Origin of the sequence: Leptothoe sp. ISB3NOV94-8A (genome assembly GCF_043421595.1) — a bacterium.
In the GTDB taxonomy this organism is placed as follows: Bacteria; Cyanobacteriota; Cyanobacteriia; order Phormidesmidales; family Phormidesmidaceae; genus Leptothoe; species Leptothoe turfae.
In genome coordinates this window covers 5,988,064-6,010,387 of record NZ_JAXSQW010000001.1, presented here as the reverse complement: position 1 = coordinate 6,010,387, position 22,324 = coordinate 5,988,064, and the positions used below count along the sequence as shown (strand labels likewise).

The 22,324-nt window shown below is 48.3% G+C and carries 20 protein-coding genes and 1 pseudogene; 7 read left to right on the top strand and 14 right to left on the bottom strand.

Features of this window, described 5'->3' with window-relative positions; translation table 11 throughout:
* Nucleotide 1 precedes the first annotated feature (1 nt).
* Complete coding sequence (locus tag SPB21_RS25815) at nt 2-877, bottom strand: toll/interleukin-1 receptor domain-containing protein (protein WP_499868016.1); 876 nt, start codon at nt 875-877, stop codon at nt 2-4.
* Nucleotides 878-1,166: 289 nt separating this feature from the next.
* Here SPB21_RS25815 and SPB21_RS25810 point away from each other — a divergent pair, with 289 nt between their 5' ends.
* The gene (locus tag SPB21_RS25810) at nt 1,167-1,718 is read left to right on the top strand and encodes a Uma2 family endonuclease (RefSeq protein ID WP_499868015.1); all 552 of its coding nucleotides are present in this window, start codon (nt 1,167-1,169) and stop codon (nt 1,716-1,718) included.
* Nucleotides 1,719-1,736: 18 nt separating this feature from the next.
* Here SPB21_RS25810 and SPB21_RS25805 read toward each other — a convergent pair whose 3' ends face one another.
* The 9 genes from SPB21_RS25805 to SPB21_RS25765 all read right to left on the bottom strand — a co-directional run bounded on the left by SPB21_RS25805 (nt 1,737) and on the right by SPB21_RS25765 (nt 10,868).
* Entirely contained in the window at nt 1,737-2,429 is a 693-nt protein-coding gene (locus SPB21_RS25805; RefSeq protein WP_499868014.1) for a hypothetical protein, read from the bottom strand.
* Between the two features lie 46 nt (nt 2,430-2,475).
* Nucleotides 2,476-2,859, bottom strand: coding sequence for a hypothetical protein (locus tag SPB21_RS25800; RefSeq protein WP_499059546.1), 384 nt, complete (start codon nt 2,857-2,859; stop codon nt 2,476-2,478).
* Nucleotides 2,859-4,610 (bottom strand): VWA domain-containing protein, encoded by a 1,752-nt coding sequence (locus tag SPB21_RS25795; RefSeq protein WP_499868013.1) that lies wholly within the window; start codon nt 4,608-4,610, stop codon nt 2,859-2,861. The genes SPB21_RS25800 and SPB21_RS25795 overlap by 1 nt, the downstream gene beginning before the upstream one ends.
* A gap of 62 nt (nt 4,611-4,672) precedes the next feature.
* Nucleotides 4,673-5,305, bottom strand: a complete 633-nt coding sequence (locus tag SPB21_RS25790) for a hypothetical protein (protein ID WP_163661076.1) — start codon at nt 5,303-5,305, stop codon at nt 4,673-4,675.
* A 109-nt stretch (nt 5,306-5,414) separates the two neighbouring features.
* The gene (locus SPB21_RS25785) at nt 5,415-6,806 is read right to left on the bottom strand and encodes an alkaline phosphatase family protein (RefSeq protein WP_499868012.1); all 1,392 of its coding nucleotides are present in this window, start codon (nt 6,804-6,806) and stop codon (nt 5,415-5,417) included.
* 196 nt (nt 6,807-7,002) lie between these two features.
* Nucleotides 7,003-7,818, bottom strand: coding sequence for a prolipoprotein diacylglyceryl transferase (lgt, locus tag SPB21_RS25780; protein ID WP_006517328.1), 816 nt, complete (start codon nt 7,816-7,818; stop codon nt 7,003-7,005).
* A 2-nt stretch (nt 7,819-7,820) separates the two neighbouring features.
* Entirely contained in the window at nt 7,821-9,389 is a 1,569-nt protein-coding gene (locus SPB21_RS25775) for a sulfatase (RefSeq protein WP_499868011.1), read from the bottom strand.
* Between the two features lie 206 nt (nt 9,390-9,595).
* Nucleotides 9,596-10,516, bottom strand: coding sequence for a ribokinase (gene rbsK / locus SPB21_RS25770; protein ID WP_499059538.1), 921 nt, complete (start codon nt 10,514-10,516; stop codon nt 9,596-9,598).
* 22 nt (nt 10,517-10,538) lie between these two features.
* Entirely contained in the window at nt 10,539-10,868 is a 330-nt protein-coding gene (locus tag SPB21_RS25765; RefSeq protein WP_163661084.1) for a hypothetical protein, read from the bottom strand.
* A gap of 172 nt (nt 10,869-11,040) precedes the next feature.
* On the opposite strand from SPB21_RS25765, the gene dxr reads away from it, so the two are divergent.
* The 5 genes and pseudogenes from dxr to SPB21_RS25740 form a co-directional block, all read left to right on the top strand.
* Nucleotides 11,041-12,237 (top strand): 1-deoxy-D-xylulose-5-phosphate reductoisomerase, encoded by a 1,197-nt coding sequence (dxr, locus tag SPB21_RS25760; RefSeq protein ID WP_499868010.1) that lies wholly within the window; start codon nt 11,041-11,043, stop codon nt 12,235-12,237.
* A 37-nt stretch (nt 12,238-12,274) separates the two neighbouring features.
* Complete coding sequence (locus SPB21_RS25755; RefSeq protein ID WP_163661088.1) at nt 12,275-12,484, top strand: hypothetical protein; 210 nt, start codon at nt 12,275-12,277, stop codon at nt 12,482-12,484.
* Between the two features lie 605 nt (nt 12,485-13,089).
* Nucleotides 13,090-14,337 (top strand): S-layer homology domain-containing protein, encoded by a 1,248-nt coding sequence (locus SPB21_RS25750; RefSeq protein WP_499868009.1) that lies wholly within the window; start codon nt 13,090-13,092, stop codon nt 14,335-14,337.
* Between the two features lie 839 nt (nt 14,338-15,176).
* Nucleotides 15,177-15,413, top strand: a complete 237-nt coding sequence (locus tag SPB21_RS25745; RefSeq protein WP_163700065.1) for a hypothetical protein — start codon at nt 15,177-15,179, stop codon at nt 15,411-15,413.
* Between the two features lie 103 nt (nt 15,414-15,516).
* Nucleotides 15,517-15,927, top strand: a pseudogene (locus SPB21_RS25740) (Uma2 family endonuclease); the annotation flags it as partial.
* Between the two features lie 45 nt (nt 15,928-15,972).
* Here the strand turns inward: SPB21_RS25740 and SPB21_RS25735 are convergent.
* From SPB21_RS25735 to clpB, 4 genes are all read right to left on the bottom strand, one after another.
* Entirely contained in the window at nt 15,973-16,071 is a 99-nt protein-coding gene (locus SPB21_RS25735) for a PTPA-CTERM sorting domain-containing protein (RefSeq protein ID WP_499868008.1), read from the bottom strand.
* 141 nt (nt 16,072-16,212) lie between these two features.
* The gene (locus tag SPB21_RS25730) at nt 16,213-17,487 is read right to left on the bottom strand and encodes an ISNCY family transposase (protein ID WP_250564713.1); all 1,275 of its coding nucleotides are present in this window, start codon (nt 17,485-17,487) and stop codon (nt 16,213-16,215) included.
* Entirely contained in the window at nt 17,462-18,049 is a 588-nt protein-coding gene (locus SPB21_RS25725; protein ID WP_499868007.1) for a hypothetical protein, read from the bottom strand. The genes SPB21_RS25730 and SPB21_RS25725 overlap by 26 nt, the downstream gene beginning before the upstream one ends.
* 291 nt (nt 18,050-18,340) lie before the next feature.
* Entirely contained in the window at nt 18,341-20,947 is a 2,607-nt protein-coding gene (gene clpB / locus SPB21_RS25720; protein WP_499868006.1) for an ATP-dependent chaperone ClpB, read from the bottom strand.
* A 256-nt stretch (nt 20,948-21,203) separates the two neighbouring features.
* On the opposite strand from clpB, the gene SPB21_RS25715 reads away from it, so the two are divergent.
* On the top strand, nt 21,204-22,313 hold the full coding sequence (locus SPB21_RS25715) for a YihY/virulence factor BrkB family protein (protein WP_163661098.1): 1,110 nt from the start codon (nt 21,204-21,206) through the stop codon (nt 22,311-22,313).
* Nucleotides 22,314-22,324: the final 11 nt, after the last annotated feature.

The following is a 22,324-nucleotide window of genomic DNA, read 5'->3' as shown; positions in this document are numbered from 1 at the left end:
GTTATTTCTCTATTCCATACTGATCGAGAAACCAATCAGCTGCCTCAAATCGAATAATATGCTCTTTCTCGAGCTGAGTTTCTAAACCATATTTTGCAGCCACATCTTTCAACAACCGCTTCGCTGTTCCTGGCGGCAAGTCGAGTCTTCTGTCAAGCTGCCTGAAGTGTATAAGTTTACCACGGTATAGTGAGGATTCTCTATCTCTGTGTATTGTTGGATAGTTGACAATATCTTGTATCTCTTTGGAAACTAGCTCAGTTACAATGACTTCTTCAAGTTCTTCGTCAGAATATCCAGTGTAACGACCATCATAAAATTGATACTCAAGTAAATCTGCTTCTTTAATTTTCACATCCTTATACTTTGGAATCCGCTTACTGATATTAGATGCCCGGAACGAAGAGATTTTCCCAAATCCAAATTGTTTAATTAGCCCTTCGAACAATAATTTGAGATCAGTTGCCTTACCCATAGAGAGTGCTTGCAAACGATCTAACGGAGACGGAAGTTGGGATGCATCAATTTCAGGGGCGCAGAGTGGATAGATTGCCACTTTACCACTGCGTGCACGAAGCCAGCTAGCTCCAACTTCAAACCAAACCCAGGGCCTTTCAATCGATAAGGGCGTGACGATTACGATAACCGCTTGACAGGTTTCCAGTTTCTCTTCAACAGCAGCAAGCCAATCTTGTGAGACACCGATCGTACCAGGAGAACTTGTACAAAATACCTGCACTCCTCCAGCAAAAACTTTCTCAATTTCAGCCTGAAGCACACGAGCAAACTCACCATCCGATGAAGTATGGCTAATGAATAGATTAGGTTTTCGTATCTTGTGATCAACCATACCTTCTAATTCAAGAGAACTGCTCACCAGTAAAGGTGATTTTCAATATTTCCCTTATATAGATTTATTCAAATCAGATACATTGGTTGGCAAACTTATCTTTTATCTATAAAGGTCAGATTTACAGGTTAATACAGGCCATTCTCTACATTTTAAGCGTAAATTTATATTAAGAGTCCTTGTTTTTTATCTCTTTCTAAATATCTAAGCTAGTAAACATATCTGAGACTGCTTATTTTTAGGCTTCCCGCAGCTGATAACCCTAGAAAGCTATTATATGAGAAGAATAATCGGCTAGCCACAGAAGGTTCAAGTCATGCGCACATTAACCAAATGGTCAGTTGCAGACTATCAGCACATGCGAGATCTGGGCATTCTCGATCATCGGCGCTGTGAACTCATCAACGGAGAAATTTGGGACATGGCTCCAGAAGGCGCATTTCACCGATTTATTAATGATCGCGGTGCCGAGTACCTGAGACGCATTCTGCAAGATCAGGCTAAGGTTTTTGAAGCTCATCCCATCACCCTTATTGACTCTGAACCACAACCGGACATCGCCATTGTTCGTCTACCTGAAACCCTCTATCTAAAACGTCATCCTTACCCGGAAGATATTTATTGGTTAGTTGAGGTGGCAGATACTACCCTAACCTACGATTTGAATATCAAACGAAAGCTCTACGCTCAAGCAAGCATCCAAGAGTATTGGGTCATTAACATCACAGATAGGCAGCTAACCGTGTTTAGAAACTTACACAATGGTGATTTTGTAAGTCAGAACACCTTCAGCAACGGCAGTATACATCCAATGGCCTTTCCTGATATTGCCATTGAAGTTCACAAATTAGTCACTATTCCAGAGTGATGCAAGACGGGACGCTGACTAGCGAAAATTACAAGCTACGCCAGCCCATAAATAGGTAACCATACCATCCGGCTCATTAGCATCCAACAAACCAAACAAGCTATTGGATGCATTAAACTCTGTTCCTAAACTACTTTCTATTACCCCAACATCATAGTTCTCTTCCAATTCCACTAACGTTGAGCCTAGACCAACACCATCCAACGTTGTCAAGTTTGCACGCTCAGTCTCTGGACGTACTGTCCAACCAACAAACTGATTCTCCATCGCATTGAGCGTAAAACCATTGGACCAAGTAATGAAACTCATTGGCCCAGCACCACATTCGCCATTTTCCGCTGTTTCTGTGGGTTCTCCTAGGGACGCAGAAATCGCTGTTTGGGACGTCTCAAGATCTGTCTCAAAGGGAATGGTTTGAGTTTTTCCAGACTGCTGATCGACCACTAATACGCCTTCTCCAGACAGAGCGAGAGCTACACCCGTCAATTCTTCTGCCGGTAATGCATCTGGATCATCGATTGGCTCATCGATTGGGAGGGGCTCTTCAACTGGAATAGATTCAGCCGGTGGCTGTGTAGTCTCTGAGCTAATATCACCAGCATCTGACGATGTTGCATCACAGGCTGTCACCGGCAACAACAAAAGCAAACTCAAGGGGAACAATGCTTGACTGCGTATGCTTTGTATAGCCACAGTTTTAAAGAGAATCATTATTGTTTTTGCAGAGGTTGTTTGAAGCACTATCAAATATACATCCTTAATGCGGCCCACATTTAAGCACAACAGTTTCTGAAAACTGTTGCTGCAGTGTAGTCAATGTTTCTGGACTAGGTGCTTGACCAAATGGCTTACCCAGATCGTCGGGGGTAGGAATCGTAGCCAGTGTTGTTTGCTCAATGTCAGTGACCACAACTACTTGGGCAATCTTGCGCTGGTTGGCCTGACTCTTGTCATAAAGGTCGCTGTAGGGCTTGACCACAGCTGTCTGCCACTGGGCAGGAGGGCAATAACTCTGATCGATAATCACAGTCACTTCTGGGACTTGAACCCCATAGCGTAGCCCTAGCCCCAGGCCACCAAAGGCTAACCAGCCCAGGCCAAGGGTACTCAACAAACGTTTTGTCGGATTTTGTGGGGCCATTACAGGTTTACTTGGAATAAGTCCTTAAACAAGGTTTGTACATTGTCGGGGTTGCCTTGCTTCACGGTAGACTCTCGCAGGCTAGCAATGGCTTGTAGTTCGGCTTCATTGACGTTGCCGTAGGCGATGGGATAAAACCGCACTTCGCTATAGGCCATGATGTCTTGGACATCGCGGAATAGGTGCCCCTCATTAACATCACCATCACTGAGCAGTAGTAGGTAAAATCGACCGTTGGGGTCGTTGGCTCGTTTTTCCATCAGGTCTGCTAAAGCCACCATCACACCGTCGTACATGGCGGTACCGCCATCGGCTTGGAGCTGGTCAATGGCGGCCAATAGTTTTTTCTGCTGCAGCTCATCAAAGGGAGTCAGCTCCAGCCGTCGGACTGGCTGATCGGCAAAGGTGACTAGGCCCACCTGGTTGCCTTGGTTAATTTGTTGACTGGCAATGCGCAACCCGGCTTGAACAGCCTGCAGGGGTTCACCTTCCATGGACCCGCTAGTGTCAATCACCATTTCGAGATAAACCGTACGACCACTATCTTTATTGCTTTTCCAAGTGGACTGGGCCGCTAGTAGGGTTTCTCCATTGGGGATGGGGGGATGGGCAGCCTTTAGATAATCGGTGTCAACAAAGCCTTGATTATTGGCCAGTTTTATCATGTCAGGAGACTGGGCAAAGGCGGCGAACTTTTGCAGGGCAGCGGCGGTTTCGGGAGTATTCCAATCAAAACCCACTAGAGGATTGTTGTGGGGAATACCAAAGGGAATAAATTCAGTGGATTCAAATCCAGCGACCTGTTTGAGGGCCTGGTAGTTTTGATATTCCAATGGAAATGCCTGGAGTTTGGTCTGGTCTCGGAGGAAAAGTTCCTGCAGCTCTAATGTAGTCGGTGTGGTGATCAGCACCTGGGATTGAAACTGGTCAAAGACCGATGTTACTTGGGGGGTTTGTAACTCGGCTTTGGTCAACGCCCCACCATCTTTTTGATGACCAGCGGCACGCCAATAGAGGGTGTAGAGCAAATTTAAGGCGGTGGAGCTTTTATAGGGATTGGGGTAGGCTACGCTGATTTGGCCTGCTGCGATCGCATTCAACAAACTATCAAACGTAACCTCACCGCTACCCTCCAGCTGTTGGTAAACATCACTGGGCACCACCCACCCAGCCGTATTCGCCACCAGCCGCTCGGCCACAGGGGTCACCTGAATGCCCTGACTTTGGATCATCGATACCCATAGATCGTTCGAAGGGCTATAGCCCGTGGGCTGGGCGGCCCCTGCACCGATGAGGCGAGCGGCGGTACCGGAGGCGATTTGACGGATACCCACCTGGATAACTTTGCCAGAGCTACTTTTCTCTTGACGTTGGTTAAAGGCATCGGCCACTTCCACCAGCCAACGCTCATTTTGCCGGTCAATATTGGCTTTTTCCGAGGAGCTGTAGATTTCTAGATAGAGCTGGTCTGCCCTGGGTTGGGCTCCATAGAGGGGAAAGTTCTCAATGTCGGGCAGGGGCTCTGCAATTTGATCAACGGTGTAGCGACTGGCAACTTCGTCGGAGACTAGATTGCTAGCAACATTGATTTTGGGTAATACCTGCTTGGTGAGGGTGGCTTGGGCTGTTTCCAGGGATGTGACTGGCGATTGACAGCCACCTATACCCCCAAGACCCAGGGTAAACATCAGTCCTAGGATAAGACTGATGAGCTGACGGTGGGTGCGATTTGGAAACAGTTTTTTGAGCATGGCTGGTATTGAAGCAACGATGGCAGCGGGTGTCTGAGCAGGTATCTAAGCAGTTGACCGGCCTAGGTTTCTAGAATTTCTTTATTGGCGGCGATGAGGGTTTCTAATCGCTGGGGTAGGGAGGCATCCCCCTGGGAGAGACTGGCCAAGGCTACCTGATCTTGGAGCTGCTGTAGCTGCTTGTAGGTTTGCTCCATGCGATCGCAACTTTGCTTCAGCTGCCTTTTGGCCATTTGTTGATAGGTGGGCGTTTGAATCTGGGCCTGTACCTGAAGGCCATCGGCCACCTGTTGGGCTAACTCCACGACGGTGTGTAGGGCTTCGAGCAGTTCAGTGCGAAGGGTGGACTCGCGATCGCAAATACCCATCGCAAACGTTTGCGACTGCAATGCCCAAGCTTTAACCGGCTGCCAAGTCTGATAACCATCGCGAGCCACCTGGGCGTGAATGGCCTCAATCCGCCTTTGAAAGGTAGCAGCATTCAGCAAGTCACTGTCATCTTGTACACCGCTGGACGACGATCGATAAGCCGTTACCCAGCTGCCTGTCATCACAGTCGCCACAGCACCACCCCCCAACCAGGCCACCGGTCGGTTACCGGCTAAGATAACCAACAGACCACACCCAAAGGCTGTCCCCAAAAGTAACCCATAGGTCTGAGGTTGCCGTCCCAAGGCTGACCAGTTGATAGGCATCGGGTTGCGCCTCCCTACATTTTCCTTACATTGACTGACAAAAGCACTGTAACTCAGTCTTATCTCGCTCAATGGTAGTAGACGGCGTCACTGCCTGGGGACGGTTCATCTATATCGACAAAACCTTACCCCGCAAATCACTAGGACCATCCACTCCATACCGATCTAGCATGGTCGGCGTAATGTCATATAGCTGGGCATTCTCTAACACCCGACCACCCTGGGGGGCTTTCGGATCATGGAAAATCATTAACCCATATTGAGCATGGTTGGCATCATCCGGCCCAGTATCATTCCCTTTAGCATACAGCTCGCCTGTGCCCACACTGCCCACCGAACGCCACGCTAACCAATCAAAGTACACTAGCAAATCCGGAGCCATTCCCCGCACCTTCTGATAAGTCTCCTGAGGCACATAGGCCTTCACCTCCATCGGAGAACCATCTGGAAACGTAATTGATTCTAATTCACTAATCAACTGCTCGCGAAATGCTTTGAACTCTTGTAAGGGGATCGCTCCCTGGGGTTCTCTCCCTCGCACATTCAAAAAAATTCTGGCATAGTAACCACCCGCACCCCACACCTTGGTGTTCTCCCAATCCACCTCAACCTTATCCAAAGCAATTGGATCACTCGGCTTTTCCTTCAGTGTGAGATAGCCCTTTTCAATTAACCATTCATTGATGCAAATCCCCCCCATCAGAGGCTGTGCGCCATGATCCGACACAACTAAAACAGCCGTGTCATCATCACACTGAGCAAGCAGCTGCCCTACCCGCTCATCCACATGACAGTAATAGTCATGGATCGCCGTAGCAAAGGGCATATCTGGCTGATAGTCAGGATGACGTGGATCCATAGGCTTCCAAAAGGCATGGTGAATGCGGTCCACACCCATATCCACCAGCATCAAAAAGTCCGGCTGGTCCTGCACAATCAGCTTCTCCGCCAGGGTAAAGCGCTGATCGCATAGCTTATGAATATTCGACAGAATTTCAGCCTTATCCTCTGACCGAAACTCAGGCACATCCATCATAAAGTCCGGCATCCAGCTACGAATCTGAGCACCCAGCTCCGGCGGATGGGTAAAGGTAACCTGGGGACTGGGCGTCAGAAAACATGACACCATTGAACCATTTACCTCGTAGGGTGGCGATGTGCCGGGAACGCTTAGAGCAGCCACCTTCCAACCAGCATCGCCCAGATAATCCCATAGCCGAGGGAAACGCACAGCTCGACCATCAGCAATTGTCATGTTCTGATAGGCCCGCGTTGCTCGATTACGAAAGCCGTAGATGCCCAGTTCCCCCGGATCGCGCCCAGTCATCATGCAGCTCCAAGCTGGAACGGTAATGGCAGGAATGGAGCTTTCTAAACGACCATAGCTACCTTGGGTCATGAGGCGGGAGAGATTAGGTAGATCCTCTCGCCATTGCTCAAAGACGAGAGAGGGTTCCATGCAGTCAAGGCCGATGATAATGAGGCGAGGAGAGGGAGGCATGGGACAGGTAGAGGAAGAAGGAGAAGTAAATGAGTTTAGATATGTGAGTATTATTTAAGTCGGGAATGGCCCCTCATCCCGCAGCCCCTTATCCCTGGGGAGAAGGAAAGAAAGACTTTGATTTCTATTAACCGAAAGGCTGATAAAGGCTTTTTCAACGTCCCACTCCCTGGGGAACGGGATTAGGATGAGGGCATTATCTCAAAGCAACACGTCTCCTGAGGAAAAACGTAGCTCCCGCCCCAACAACCGCGAGAAGAGATAGAATGTGCACCACATTAAACGGTGTACCCAGGAAGAACCAGGAATCTGTTCTTAAGAACTCAATAAAGAAACGACCAAAGGGATACCAAATTAAGTACAACAGGGATATATCGCCAGGTCGTAACTGTCTACCAAACCGCTTTGACACCCAGTACAGCACCAAGAAACCTAACAAATTCCAAACAGATTCGTATAGAAACAGGGCATGAAATCGGGTGGACTCAGGGTAGGCAATTAAATCGTTGTAGGGAGCTAAACGGTGCTGTGGATCAATACGCAAACCAAAGGGCCAAGCGGTGGGGGGACCATAGAGTTCTTGATTGATAAAGTTACCCCAGCGACCAATGGCTTGGGCAATGGGTAAACCTACCGCCGCTGCATCTAGGTACATTAGCGTGGGTAAACGACGGAATTTGGTAAAGAGCCAGAGGGCAATGCTCCCAAAGATAAATGCACCAAAAATATGGATACCGCCACCCCAGACTTGTAAAATCTGACCAGGATTCTGGAGGTAAAAGGCTTTATCACTGGACTGGACAAAAACATAGTAGAGACGGGCACCTATAAAGGCTGGGATGAGCACCCAGATCAACATGTCCCAAAAATCTTCAGGGTTCTTACCACGGCGTTCAATTTCTTTACTGGCAAACCAGGAGCCGGTAATCACAGCGGTGGCCATGAGTAGGCCATACCAACGCAGGGCAAAGGGACCAATTTCGACAATCGTCGGATCTACGGGAGGATACATACTTATTCTTCTAGATATCCAAGGTCTTTGAGACGACGGCGAACTTCTGGATCATCAAATCCAGTTGCACGGGCTTGAGAGTATAGAGCCCGATGCTGATCAGCATCTTGACTAAAGGCAGAGAGAGAATCTTGTAATGATTCCACCATCTCTGGAAAAATTTCGCTCAAATCTAAACTCTCATTCGGATCATCTTGAACATCATAGAGTTCGGGAGGATTTTGAGCAGTTTCAATTAATTTGTGATTCCCAACCCACACAGCCCTTCTAGTTTGATCGCAGGCATGTTGAGATATAAGTTCAGGCTGCCGTTTTTGAATCAAGTTCAGCACATTCTGCGGAGTGATGGCCTCTGCATAAACACAATGTTCAGGATCAACCTCTTCTAGAGTCTTGCTGGTGTTTGAATGCTCTAAACTAAGCTCGGCCTCTTCTGGAGTTGCCAGCCCTGTTGCTGACAATACAGTATGGAATAAACAGCGAGTGGAGACGACATCATCACGAACAGTGCCGCGACTAATTATATCGTTAGGGTCATGGATAATTAATGGTACTTGCACCAGTTCATTATAGATAGAGAGGCTGTGGCCGATGAGCTGTTTCTCTCCTAAATGCTCTCCATGATCGGCACAAACAACAACATAGGTATTCTCTAAACGACCGGCCTGTTTCAGCTGTTCTAGAAAATGACCAACCTGTACATCTTGTGCAGCGACCTCAGCATCATACATGCTATCTAGGGTCTCTTTTTGCTGGTCTCCCAAGGCTCCCATCAGGGGCGCAAGCCAACCGTAGACATCGCTATTAAAGCGACGTAGATACGTCTGAGCATCGCGATCTTTGAGAACATTGGGGGCAAATTTTTCGATGTACTCGCGGGGAGGATGGTAGGGCATATGGGTGCCCATCAGATTGATAAAGGTGAAAACGGGTTGGTTCGCCTTCACACCTTTCCGCTCAATCAACAGTTGAGCGGCATCGTCTAAAGACTTGCGAGTATTGCCTTTGAAGCTGAGGGCCGTTTGCCACAGGGGCACCATTAAAGGTGTAAATGATAATGATAGTAACCAGTCAGAACGAGCAAAGGCATCTTGAACCTGGTTGAGTGCCTTTGCAACAATGCGTTTGAATAGCTGGCGATATTTATCTAAAAAGCTTGAGGGGATACCGGCTTGGTTAGGGCGAGAGCTGAGTAAACCGCTGTAGTTGAGAAAGCTGTAAAACCCACGTCGCAGACCATTGTTAATGACGCCAACCAGAGGGTTATTGCAAAATGCAGATGTGTAGTAACCGCCATCTTGCAGTCGCTCTGCCAAGGTTTTGAGATGAGGCGGCATTACTGAGTAGGACTGCTGCATCTGGTGCTGTGATGGATACAGTCCAGTGAACATGGACGCATGGGAAGGAATGGTCCATTGGCCGGGTGCGATCGCGACTTTAAACCGTGTCGCCCCCTCAGCAAACGCATCTATATGTGGCGAAGTCGGCTTCTCGTAGCCGTAACACGACAGGCGATCCACACGCTGAGTGTCGAGCACCAAAAAAATGACATCTGGTTGATTTGAGGGCATTGAAGCGCAGGAAGCGTAATGACAATCTTGCCGCTGTTGCTAAGCAGCAACGCCGCTGTGTAAGTACTACGTTTGCGAAAAATATTCGGATGCACAGTCTCGCCTATTAGCAATGCTGAATTAACCGCAAATTATTGCTAATGCTCCACTGACTGCACCAATTTTTTCCACTCGACACGGTACTCATTCAGTCTAGAGCATCAAGACTATAAACTACCTGAAGGATGGCTGAGCAAAAAGTCTTCCACCTGTGCTCGGATTGGCATAGATGACTGTGCCCCAGCTTTTGTAACCGCTAGAGCGGCTACTGCACTGGCCCACACAACTGCTGCCCGCAACGATTTTCCTTCTGCCAAAGCAACTGCTAAACCACCGTTAAACGCATCCCCAGCAGCCACAGTATCCACCGCTTTAACCTCAAAAGCAGGCACATGAAAGACCTCTAAATCTGAGGCAACCACTGCCCCCTGGCTCCCCAATTTCACAATGACTGTCGATACGCCCCGCCGTCGCAGCACCTGAGCAGCTTCCATGGCGGTGGCCACACTCTTTACTTTCATGCCCACAAGCTGGGATGCCTCTGTTTGATTAGGCGTCAGAATATCCACCAGGCTATAAAAATCTGTAGGTAAATCGGAGCGAGCCGGGGCTGGGTCTAGAATTACACAATGCTCAGCCGCTCGCTTTGCAGCTGCCTGTACCGCCACCAGGGGAATTTCAAACTGCATCAGTAAAACTGAGGGCCCAGGCCCTAGAGGTAGGCGGTTTGCATCGGATAAATCCACATGGCCATTAGCTCCAGGCACCACCACGATCTGGTTTTCACCCGATTCATCCACGTTGATCAAGGCCACCCCTGAAGGTCCCGGCTCGGCCAGTACTAACTCTGTAGCCACATTAGACGCCTGCAAGCTATTGCATAGCTCCTGTCCAAAGCTATCGTCACCAACCCGACCCACCATGGTTGTAGGCGCACCCAAACGGGCAGCCGCTACCGCCTGGTTAGCGCCTTTTCCTCCTGGGACTGTGGTGAAGCCAGTTCCCAATAATGTTTCGCCAGACTGAGGCAAACGAGGGACCTGGGCCACCAGGTCCATATTAAGACTGCCAAAAACAATGATAGGCATTGAAAAAAACACAGCTCAGACACTAGGGATCAAAACTTCCCCAACTATCCCCTAACCCTGTCAGTGGATCCAAATTGGACGGTGATTCCTCTGGTGGATCATTTGGTGGATCGTTTACTTGCCAGGAGTTCGGCGGGCGATCGCTACTCCAAGCCCACCAGGCTACGCCACATTTACATTGATAAAACTCTTGCCACTTGCGTTTGTGGTTGTGGGTGTAAACAGGCGATCGGCGATTAATCCAAACATCAGTCGCTACGCTGGCAGACTCGCTACAGTGCGGACAGGAAAACGTCAGGGCATGAGTTGCAGATTCGGCCCACTTAGGTGGGTCAGGGGAAAAAGCTTCCATAAATGGTTAGGGCGATTCGCTAGCGTCTCCTTCAATCAATTATGGTCGTGATTTCTAAAAGCGAACCATTCCCCACAGCTCTTAAAATTTTGTGAAAAGACGTTAAGAATCTATAGTTGAAACAGGGCGGGCCAGATGGTCAGCTGTAAACCTTTAGCAATAGGCAATTACCGTGAAGGCAATCACTCTGCTTGGTTCAACTGGCTCCATTGGCACCCAAACCCTCGATATTGTTGAGCATCACCCTGATAAGTTTCGCTTAGTTGGCATTGCTGCAGGCCGCAATGTGACACTTCTGGCTGAGCAAGTCCGCCAATTTAAGCCAGAAATTGTCGCCATCCACGATGCGAACAAGCTGGCAGAACTCAAAGAAGCAATTGCTGATGTAGACCCACAACCACAAATTCTGGCTGGCGCAGATGGCATCGTAGAAGTAGCCCGCTATGGTGATGCAGAGGCTGTCGTAACTGGCATCGTCGGCTGTGCAGGATTATTGCCCACTATTGCCGCGATTGAAGCAGGTAAAGACATTGCTCTGGCTAACAAAGAAACCCTAATTGCGGGTGGTCCCGTTGTGCTACCCCTGGTGGAAAAACATGGTGTGAAGCTGTTACCTGCTGACTCCGAGCATTCGGCTATTTTCCAGTGTTTGCAGGGGCTGCCCGAAGGGGGGCTACGCCGCATTGTTTTGACGGCTTCCGGCGGTGCTTTTCGTGATTGGCCCGTAGAAAGGTTAAAGGACGTGACCGTTGCAGATGCCGTCAAGCATCCTAACTGGTCCATGGGTCGCAAGATTACAGTGGACTCAGCCACAATGATGAATAAGGGTCTAGAAGTCATCGAAGCCCATTATTTGTTTGGGATGGACTACGATCACGTCGATACGCTGATTCATCCCCAGAGCATTATTCACTCACTCATTGAGACCCAGGACACCTCAATGCTGGCGCAGCTAGGCTGGCCAGATATGCGTCTGCCGTTGCTCTATGCCATTTCCTGGCCTGAGCGTATTTTCACTGACTGGAAGCCTTTGGATCTGGCGCAGTTGGCCACACTTACGTTTAAGGAACCCGATCATGCTAAGTATCCCTGCATTAATCTGGCCTATGAAGCTGGACGAGCTGGTGGCTCCATGACTGCCGTTCTCAATGCAGCTAACGAGCAGGCGGTGGCATTATTCTTGGATGAGAAAATTCATTATTTGGATATTCCCAAGGTGATTGAGAAGGTGTGCGATCGCAACCGCGACCACCTCACCACAACCCCTTCACTCCAGGACATCCTGGATGCTGACCAGTGGGCTCGCCAGGAAGTGATTAACGTTAGCAATACACTCACCGAGCGTCAGGTTGTAGCCCTAGGTTCATAGGTTAAGATTGGTCAGACTCTAAGAGGAAGCACGGCCCATGGAAATTGTGGTTGTCATTGGTGCGATCGCTATTTCAATCCTGGTCTTTACCTGGTTGATCAAGGTGGTAAAAGCCACCCTAAAAACAGCCTTTTTAGCAGCCCTGATTTTGCTAGGGTTACAAATTTTCTTTGGCATTGGCCCCACCGCCATTTGGGAAGCCATCCGTGATTTCGTCGGCCAGCAAGCCGGCAATATTCCCCGGTAGGTTGTGTGGCAAACCCACAAAGGCAGCATGAATGTGACAGTTTGAAAGAAAGAAAGCAGCTTCAAAATAACGATATAGACCATTGTAGTTTTCTATAAAGCTTGCCTAACTCCTTTCCTATCAATGGTTTCAGCAGCTTATAAGCCAGAAAAAACAATAGATAAAAGGTAAATCATCTGATATCAGCGCTTCACATCCCAGATTTGTCACTATGCCAGTTAAAAAGGCGTAATGACACCATTCGAATTTTGAAAATAAGTCTTGTTAGAGTCAATTCGTGAACAGGGGCTCTACCACCTTGTTGAATAGCATCGCTCAACCAGGAAAAGATTTTTAGGGTTATATACGATTTTTCTGTCTACTCATCTATCCTTCTACAGACATTAACCACCTTATCTCTAGGGCTGAAAGATTTTTTGTAGGGGTGCATTATCATGCGCCTAATACAGGATATTGAGCATTTTGCCTATCTTTCGAAGGGCAAACATCAGCGCGCCCTTACAACAGATCAACAACAACTAAAAAGATTCTTCTTCTTGAGGTTGCAAGTTGGCACAAAGCCACAGTTTCTAAAAAATTATGCATTGTTTTTGAGGATCTTTACTATGCTAAAAATGCGACAGTTTCAGACAACAACTGCTTTATTACTGATGCTGGGCATGGGTGCAGGAACACTCTCACCCCTCGTCACACCAGCTCCAGTTGTCGCCCAAACTCAAACCCAGTTTACTGATGTTTCGTCTAACTATTGGGCCAGCCAGTTTATTATGAGCCTAGCGGAAAGAGATATTATCGCAGGTTTCCCCGATGGCACCTTTCGCCCTGATGAACCAGTAACCCGTGCCCAGTATGCTGCCATGGTACGCAAGGCATTTAACCTCACCAACATTCGTAGCAGCACTAACTTTGTGGATGTACCCGCTAACTATTGGGCCACAGCCGCCATTGACAATGCCTATCGCATGGGCTTTTTATCTGGCTATCCCAACAATGTGTTTCAACCCAACCAAAATATTCCCCGTGCCCAGGTATTGGTTTCATTAGCGAACGGCCTTAACTACGAGGCCACAACCGTCGCCAGCGCAGACGTTTACCGTGATTCTCGGTCCATCCCCAGCTATGCCACAGCTAGCATTGCCGCTGCAACTGAACAGAGACTCGTCGTTAACTATCCTGACATCGAAGTCTTACGCCCCAATCAAACCGCTACACGGGCAGATGTCGCAGCCTTTATTTATCAAGCGTTAGCCAGCCGTAACCAGGTAGCAACAGTACAGTCTCCTTATATTGTTCAAACAAGAACAACGACAACGACTTCCCAGTCATCGGTTGCAGCAGGCACGACGATTTCAGTTGACCACGCTGATGGTGACAAGATTGTCATATTACCGGATGAGACATTACCTCTCACACTTCAGGTCGCTGAAGCTGTCACCAATCGTCAAGGTCAAATACTCATTCCCCGTAATAGCCAAATTATTGGCGAGTTGCGTCCTGCGAGTGCGGGGAGTCAGCGAGGTTCTCAGTTTATGGCACAAACGTTGGTGCTAGATAATGGTCGTCGGCTTGACCTCCAGGCACAATCTCGGATTATCACGACAACTGAAACTATTCGTCGGGGAGCCAGCGTTGGTGAGATATTTGCTGGAGCTGTATTAGGTTCTGGCGCATCCACTGCCGTTGCCTCCGTCACAGGTGATGATGAGCCCCAAACTTGGGAGGTATTAACGGGTACTGTTGCTGGAGCAATCGGTGGTTTGATCTTAGGACGTGAACGCGTAGAGGTAATTTCGATTAATCCTGACAATGACCTGATGTTAACCGTTAGTCAGACATTAGCATTATCAGAATAAAGGTATTCTGATCCACTGTAGGGGCAATCGGGGATTCCGAAACAATCCCTCGTGGTTGCCCTCCAGCATTGACAGGCTTCTAATTGTAAACCCGTAGGTTGGGTTGTCACAAAACCTAGCGTATCGCCTTAACACCAAAACCTCATAAACCCAACATATATCGTCTCAAGAGATTTCGGTTAATTGCGATAGTGTTGCAGGGCTGGCACAAGGCGCAGCCCCTACGAGTTAACCATTATAAACCCGTAGGTTGGGTTGTCACAAAACCTAGCGTATCGCCTTAACACCAAAACCTCATAAACCCAACATATATCGTCTCAAGAGATTTCGGTTAATTGCGATAGTGTTGCAGGGCTGGCACAAGGCGCAGCCCCTACGAGTTAACCATTGTGCCTTTGATATCAGAATCTCTCAGAATAATACAAATACATGAAAGGGTAGGTTGAGTTGCCACAAAACTATCATCATTATTCATATCGCTTTGACTAAAGCTGTCAGGATAATGGCGACTGTCGTTGACATAGGGCAAATGCTTTGCAGGATCTTAACTCACTATATTCAACAATTTTTCTTGATGTCAGTCCGCATATTGACTGAATTAGCTGAGGACTGATAGCCTACAAAGCTAATAGCTACGGAACACCTCTGTCAGCTATTTCGCACCCAAAAATTTAGCTACGCGAGATGGCGGTGCGCCAACACCCCCACCCCGCTAACCCCTCCAACTGCACAACCAGTTGGTGAGCTGTGAGCATTTTACAGCCACCCTGAGACGTTGCAGGGTGGCTAACTTTTTGGGCGCTTTCCTGACCCTTACGAAAATACAAGGAAAACGCCCCATGACTGCGCCAACCAAACTGCCTGCCGACCTATCCATCGCCCTACCCACTGGCGAAACTATCCGCCATATTCTCCTGGGCAGCTCCGGCGGCATCCGCCAAACCATCCACCTGTTACATAACCTGAAGTACGTCGAGCAAAGCCAGTGGAGTCCCCTGATAGAAACTCCCGACAATCGGCTAATCCTTACCCCTGAACCAGGCGACGTCATCAGCATCCTCGTCAAACGCCTGTAAGCGAGAAAATCGCCTGATGCCTTCGACTCTGCTCAGCCACCAGGCATTCACTGAGCGAAGCCAGACGGTCACTGAGCGAAACCAGACGGTCACTGAGCGAAGCCGAAGTGACCGTTCCAACGAAACCCAGCCCGATGCACTGTTGAGGATTGAGCAAAGGGGCCAATCCATTATCAGTTATGATGATTAGGTCGAAGGAGCGCCAGAGCTGATCGTCGAAATAGCTGTCAGCAGTGCTTCCCTGGATCTAGGGGCCAAGCTCCATGTCTATCGCCGCAACCAGGTGCAAGAGTATCTGGTCTGGCGAGTACATGACTATGAGTTCGATTGGTTCAAACTACAAGACAACCAATACGTTCAGTTCAACGCTGACAGTCAAGATATTCTGCGCTCTCACATTTTCCCCGGTCTTTGGCTAGACCGCACAGCACTCCTCAATAAAGATTTAGTAACAGTATTACAGGTACTAAAACAAGGCCTAAACACCTCGGAGCGGCAGTCATTTAAACCTTAGGCTGGGTTAAACCAACATCCCCCCTGCCTTTAAATTAAATTCTCATCAATCCAGATTACGTCTGCGCATCGCAGCCAGTCCCATACCCATTAGCCCTAGCAGTAATGCAGGTGTGGGCACATCTGCCGCACCATCCGGAGACACCTCAAGATTGATAACAGCATAAAAAGTGTCTGAATCGGAGTTAATTTTTCCGGCCTCTACCCAGCAATTCCAAATTCCAATGTACGGACAGGAGTGGTATGTAAGAGAGACTCCTGTTGAGGATGTCAGTCACGATGAGAATCAAGAGGTATTTCGAAAGGGACCCGTCGGCTTGGTATCATCGAGCATGAACTCAATCAATGCGTTCCAACTCTCAAACCAGAGGTACTTGGTCAAGGCGACAATATCTTGAAAAAAGCCTTTTCGGGTACCTCGAATCTGTCGAATTCGTTGATAGCGTTCGTCTACATATCCCAAGATGGTATGAAACAGGAATGCTAACAGATTTAGGGTCAATAAGAACGAGGCTAGATGCTGTTGCCCATGGCCAAAATTGTGCTCTAAATGATAGCCCTTCGTTTTGAGGACATTGTGGTTTTCGTTTTCAGTTTTCCAACGACTGCGAGCCGCCTCAACTACAGCAATGACCTGCTGCGGGGTATTGAGCTCTAGTGGAGTGATCCAACTGTTGTGATAGAGTCGCTTGCCGTCTCGTTGTCGAGTGACGGTGACCTCACACCAATTCAGTACCCGGTCCGACGGGGTGCCACCTAATGGAACATCGGTTAAATATCGGTACCGATAGTGGACGTTCTCCTTACCCTGAGTTCGCGTTTTCTCGATGGTTTTGACCTGACCCTTGGCCGCATTGAACTCAATCCAATCGTAGAGCACTGGATGCGACTCCGGTAAACACACGAAGATGAAACTCATTCCCTGAGCTAGGACTGTTTCACACATCGGTAGACGACTGTATAGATCATCGCCGAGCAAAATCACATCTCGCTGAGCGAACATCTGTCCATGAGTCGCTATCCAACGCTTAGCTGCAGCCTGCTCACAATCTTGCTTCTCATGACCATCTTGAGGATAAATAAATTCAGGGGACAACGAAATCACCGATGATTGGCTCGGCGACACCACCACTGGCAAGATAGCTTTATGACTGTAGGTGACCTGGCCATTGCGATGCGTCTGGATTGAACAACACGGACAACTTACCTCATGCGAACTGTAGTATTGGGTTCCATCTAGGGTGACCAATAGATGCTTGCCAAGTACCTCAAACCCACGCAGATATCCCTGTTTCTCTAAATCCTGATAATTCAAGATGAACACACCCGATAGCCCCCTCGCAGGAAGCGGGTCGAGAATATTACGAATTTGTTCGACACTCGGAATGTTGGTCAAGCCAAATAGACTCTGGGCATTGTCTTGACCATGACGGCTTTGCAACTGTCGTTGGTACTCTAAGAATGACGGGCTTTGCATGAAAAACGCACTAAATGCTCCTAAGACCGCATCTTGAAGGCTATAACGAGTCGCGTTACTAGGCTGACGTCCATCCTTCATCATTCCTATGCATGAGGTCAGACTTCCGAGCACACTGTCGAATCCGAGCACACTTGAGACCATGACGACTATCTTGCCAAGGGCAAGACCCATTCGAATGAATTGACTGTATCGGATAGGGGCACGCTGTGCACAACTCGATTGCTAGCTCCAGGACACAGACACCTGTTCTTAAGTCGGAATTTGGAATTGCTGCCTCTACCAGACGTCTCTCATTATTAATGTAGGTAGTAAAATCAATACTCCCATTTATATCCACATCAAACGCAAAAGAGGGGCCAAAAAAACCATCAGGCACTCCCAACTCGTTGTTGCCATCAGCAAAAGCCTCACCAGCCGCCGATGCTACTGCCTGCGCTAAATCCTCATCACCGAACCACGGGACTAAATTCTCAAAATCTTCCCTTGCACGCAAATCATCAAACGTAGTTTCCTCTACCGTTAACTCATAGATCGAGTCTTCTGACGTAATAGACAGAGCAGACACAGGAGCAGCAGCTAAAACGACAGCAGAGACAGAAGCAATACCCAAAGAACATGTGATAGAAGCAGCAATTTTGTTCATTCTCACAATAGGATCTAGAAAAACAGCAAAATCAGCTGGATCGACACACTTATCGCTATACACTATATAAAAATTGTTTCTAGAGGAAAACGTAACCTAGAACATTAAATATTAGAAAGTTCACTCTTTTATCAAGACTTTAAAAAGATAGCGGACAACGGTGAACAGTCATTGGCCTGACTATACGAAGCCAAAATACACAGTCAGGCGAAAAACTCAGAACAGGGCCTGAAGCAAGCCCCAAAAAAGGTGGGCATGCCCACCTTTCGAATGTCGGAATTTAATCGCTCATCAAATTGCAACTTTGGCCTTAAAAACCAGTCGCTCATTCTCTACGTCAACCACAACGGTGTCGCCACCTTTATAATCTCCCCGAAGAATGCTCTTTGCGATCGCAGTTTCCAACTCACGCTGGATTGCCCGTTTCAGAGGCCTTGCCCCATAAACCGGGTCATACCCCACATCCGCCAAGAAATCTAAGGCTGATTCTGACAACGATAGTCCAATCTTCTGATCCGCCAACCGTTTCTCCAGCGCCTGCACCTGTAGCTTAATAATCTCTCGCAACTGAGACTTCTGCAAACTGTGGAAGATAATCATCTCATCCACCCGATTTAGAAACTCAGGACGGAAGTTTGAGCGCAGGGCATCCATTACACGGGTTCTCATTTCCTCGTAACGACTATCATCCCCCGCCACATCTAGAATAAACTGGGAGCCAATGTTGCTAGTCATAATGATCACCGAATTCTTAAAGTCCACAGTGCGACCTTGAGAATCTGTCACGCGGCCATCATCGAGAATCTGCAACATAATGTTGAACACATCTGGATGCGCCTTCTCAATCTCATCAAATAGAATCACTGAATAGGGACGGCGGCGCAATGCTTCCGTTAGCTGACCACCTTCGTCATAGCCCACGTATCCTGGAGGTGCACCGATCAAGCGAGATACCGCATGTTTCTCCATGTACTCTGACATGTCGATGCGAACAATCGCTTCCTCTGTATCAAACAGATAGCTTGCCAGGGCTTTAGCTAACTCGGTTTTACCCACACCAGTAGGGCCAAGGAAGATAAAGCTTGCTGTGGGCCGATTCGGGTCTGCCAGACCCGCTCGTGATCGCTGAATTGCATCTGCAACAGCGGTAACCGCTTCCTCTTGTCCAATCACTCGTTTATGGAGTTCATCCTCCAGCAGCAACAGCTTTTGCATCTCTGACTGCACCAGTTTACTGATGGGAATTCCCGTCCACTTAGAGATAATCTCGGCAATGTCTTCTTCAGACACTTCTTCTCGCAACAAAGTACGACCGCTAGCCTGAGATTCAGCTAACTGTTTTTCGGCTTGGGAGACTTTTTCTTGAAGTTCGTTGAGCTTGCCATATTTTAGTTCAGCGGCTCGATTATAGTCATAGTCTCGCTCTGCCTGCGCAATCTCAATATTGACACGATCAATCTCTTCTTTAATGACTTGAATTTGATCAATTCCATCTTTCTCAGACTGCCATTGAGCGTTAAGCGTACTTTGTTCTTCTTTAAGATTTGCGAGTTCTCTCTCTAAACGTTCTAGGCGTTCAATGGAACCAGCATCGGTCTCATTTTTGAGAGACAGACGCTCCATCTCTAGCTGCAGGATCTTGCGGTCGACTTCATCCAACTCTTCTGGCTTGGAGGTAATCTCCATTTTGAGCTTGGCCGCTGCTTCATCGACTAAGTCAATGGCTTTGTCGGGTAAAAAGCGATCGCTAATGTAGCGAGTTGATAACGTAGCCGCTGCCACCAATGCATTGTCCGCGATGGTGACACCATGGTGCAGCTCATAGCGTTCCTTTAAACCCCGCAGAATAGAAATAGTGTCAGGAACAGTCGGCTGATCAATATAAACCTGTTGGAAACGACGCTCCAGCGCAGCATCTTTTTCGATGTACTGGCGATATTCATCCAGTGTCGTCGCCCCAATACAACGTAGCTCACCCCGAGCCAGCATCGGCTTGAGTAGGTTGCCTGCATCCATGGCTCCTTGAGTTGCGCCAGCACCCACCACGGTATGGATTTCATCGATAAACAGAATGATCTGTCCCTGGGAGTCGGTCACCTCCTTAAGTACGGCTTTGAGACGCTCTTCAAATTCACCACGATATTTGGCCCCGGCAATTAGCGCACCCATATCCAGGGCTATCAGTTTGCGATCGCGTAGCGACTGGGGTACGTCATTATTAATAATTCGCTGAGCCATTCCTTCGGCAATGGCCGTCTTACCCACCCCTGGTTCACCAATAAGGACAGGATTATTTTTTGTACGGCGAGACAAAATTTGAATGGTCCGACGAATTTCATCATCTCGACCAATGACTGGATCGAGACGACCCTCGCGGGCATACTCAGTCAGGTCACGGCCATATTTCTCTAGCGCTTCGTATTTACCTTCAGGGTTTTGATCGGTCACCTTTTGATGGCCTCGTACTTGTTTAACAGCATTTTTGAGCTGCTTGGCGTTGATACCCGCCTCCCGCAGCAAAGATTTACCAAAGCGGGCGTCCTCAGGATAGGCCAGCAGTAAATGTTCAATGGAAATGTAATCGTCGTCAAACTCTTTGCGAAACACGTCTGCATTGTCCAGCAAAGTATTTAGCGAACGCCCTAAATATATGTTGTCGCTTTGCCCCGTTACCTGGGGTTGTTTACGTAAAAATGCCTCAGTTGCACTGCGCAATGCATCGATGGAAGCTCCGGCTTTTTGGAAAATGCGACTGGCTAATCCATCTTGCTCTAGTAAAGCCAGCATTAAATGCTCGGTCTCAATTTGTTGATGCTGCCACTGCTTAGCCAGATCGGTAGTAGCTGCGATCGCAGCCCATGCCTGCTCCGTAAACTGATTTGGATTAGATGGTTGCATAGCCAAGCCTCCTCGTATGCGCCTATTTGCATTCTAGGCAAAGGGTCAAATACCTGATGATCGGTGTTCCCCCAGTGAGTAGGTAGGTATTGCCGCCCATGCTAAGAATTTGCACACTTCGTTCGTAGCGGCCAATGGCAAGCGGGTATGTTACAAATAGGTGCTGAGGGGTAAAAACGTAAGGTTTCTACGATTGTTACTTGATATATAAGTAGAAATCTGTATTTTGAAGAAGTGTTTTGATTAGCTAGACGTTTTGCCAAACCTTCCCCGACGAGAGACTGGTCAGCTGCATTCTACGCTGCGTCAGACGTTGTATACGACCTATTGTGCACAGCAACCGCTGCGACGATTGTCGCGAACCTTCTCGCCGCTCGAATTTATTCGATTTTTAAGCTATATCAATCTGCACACCGTTCGTGCTGTTGTACACGCCACCCTCAGGCGACGGTTACCAAGTTTAGCGTCAGAAATGGCCTACAACGCTATGCTGGGCCTTTTCCCCGGCATTTTAGCCATGCTGACAGCCATTGGTTTAGTTAATTCATTAGAGAATACATTTAATCGCCTGGCCATGCGGTTAAGTGAAATCGCACCAGGCGCTGTTAATGAACTGATCCAAAACTTTGCCGATGAAGTTACCGCTGGTGGTAACCGAGGATTATTTTCCTTGAGTTTTGCGATCGCCTTATGGGCGTCTTCAGGAGCCATCAGCGCCGCCATGCGTGCCCTGGATGAAATCCACCAGATTCCCGTTGAGCAGCGTCGTCCCTTTTGGAAAGCCAGGCTCTTATCCATTGGCTTGACCATTGGCACCATCCTATTGCTCATGACCGCATCCTACCTGGTGTTTCTTAGCGATGGCGTTATCCAACTGCTAGCTGATATTGGGGCAGAGCAAAGCGGTGAAAACGTCAGAGAGTGGGTACTCACCATTTGGCGACTTTTTACATGGCCTTTAGCGTTAGGCATTGTTTCATCTGCATTTGCCTTTGTCTATCGTTTTGGCCCCAGCCGTTGGACCCGTGGTAAACCCCTCATGCCTGGTGCAGTGCTGGCAGCCCTATCCTGGGCCATTTTATCCGCAGCATTCCGCATGTATGTAGCCCAATTTGGTAACTACAACAAGGTTTATGGTGCCATTGGTACGGTGATTGTCCTGCTGCTCTGGTTATTCCTCACATCACTGGTCATGCTCATTGGCGACCAGCTCAATGTTATCGTCGGCGAACTGATGATCCACAGCCCACGGATGCCATTGATCAGACGCAGACGCCATCCGCCATCATCAACGCCCGGTTACCGCACCTCGAATCAGCTGCCTAGCCTGGGCAAGTCAACCATTAATAAAGATCGACATCGGTAACGCCCTACGGG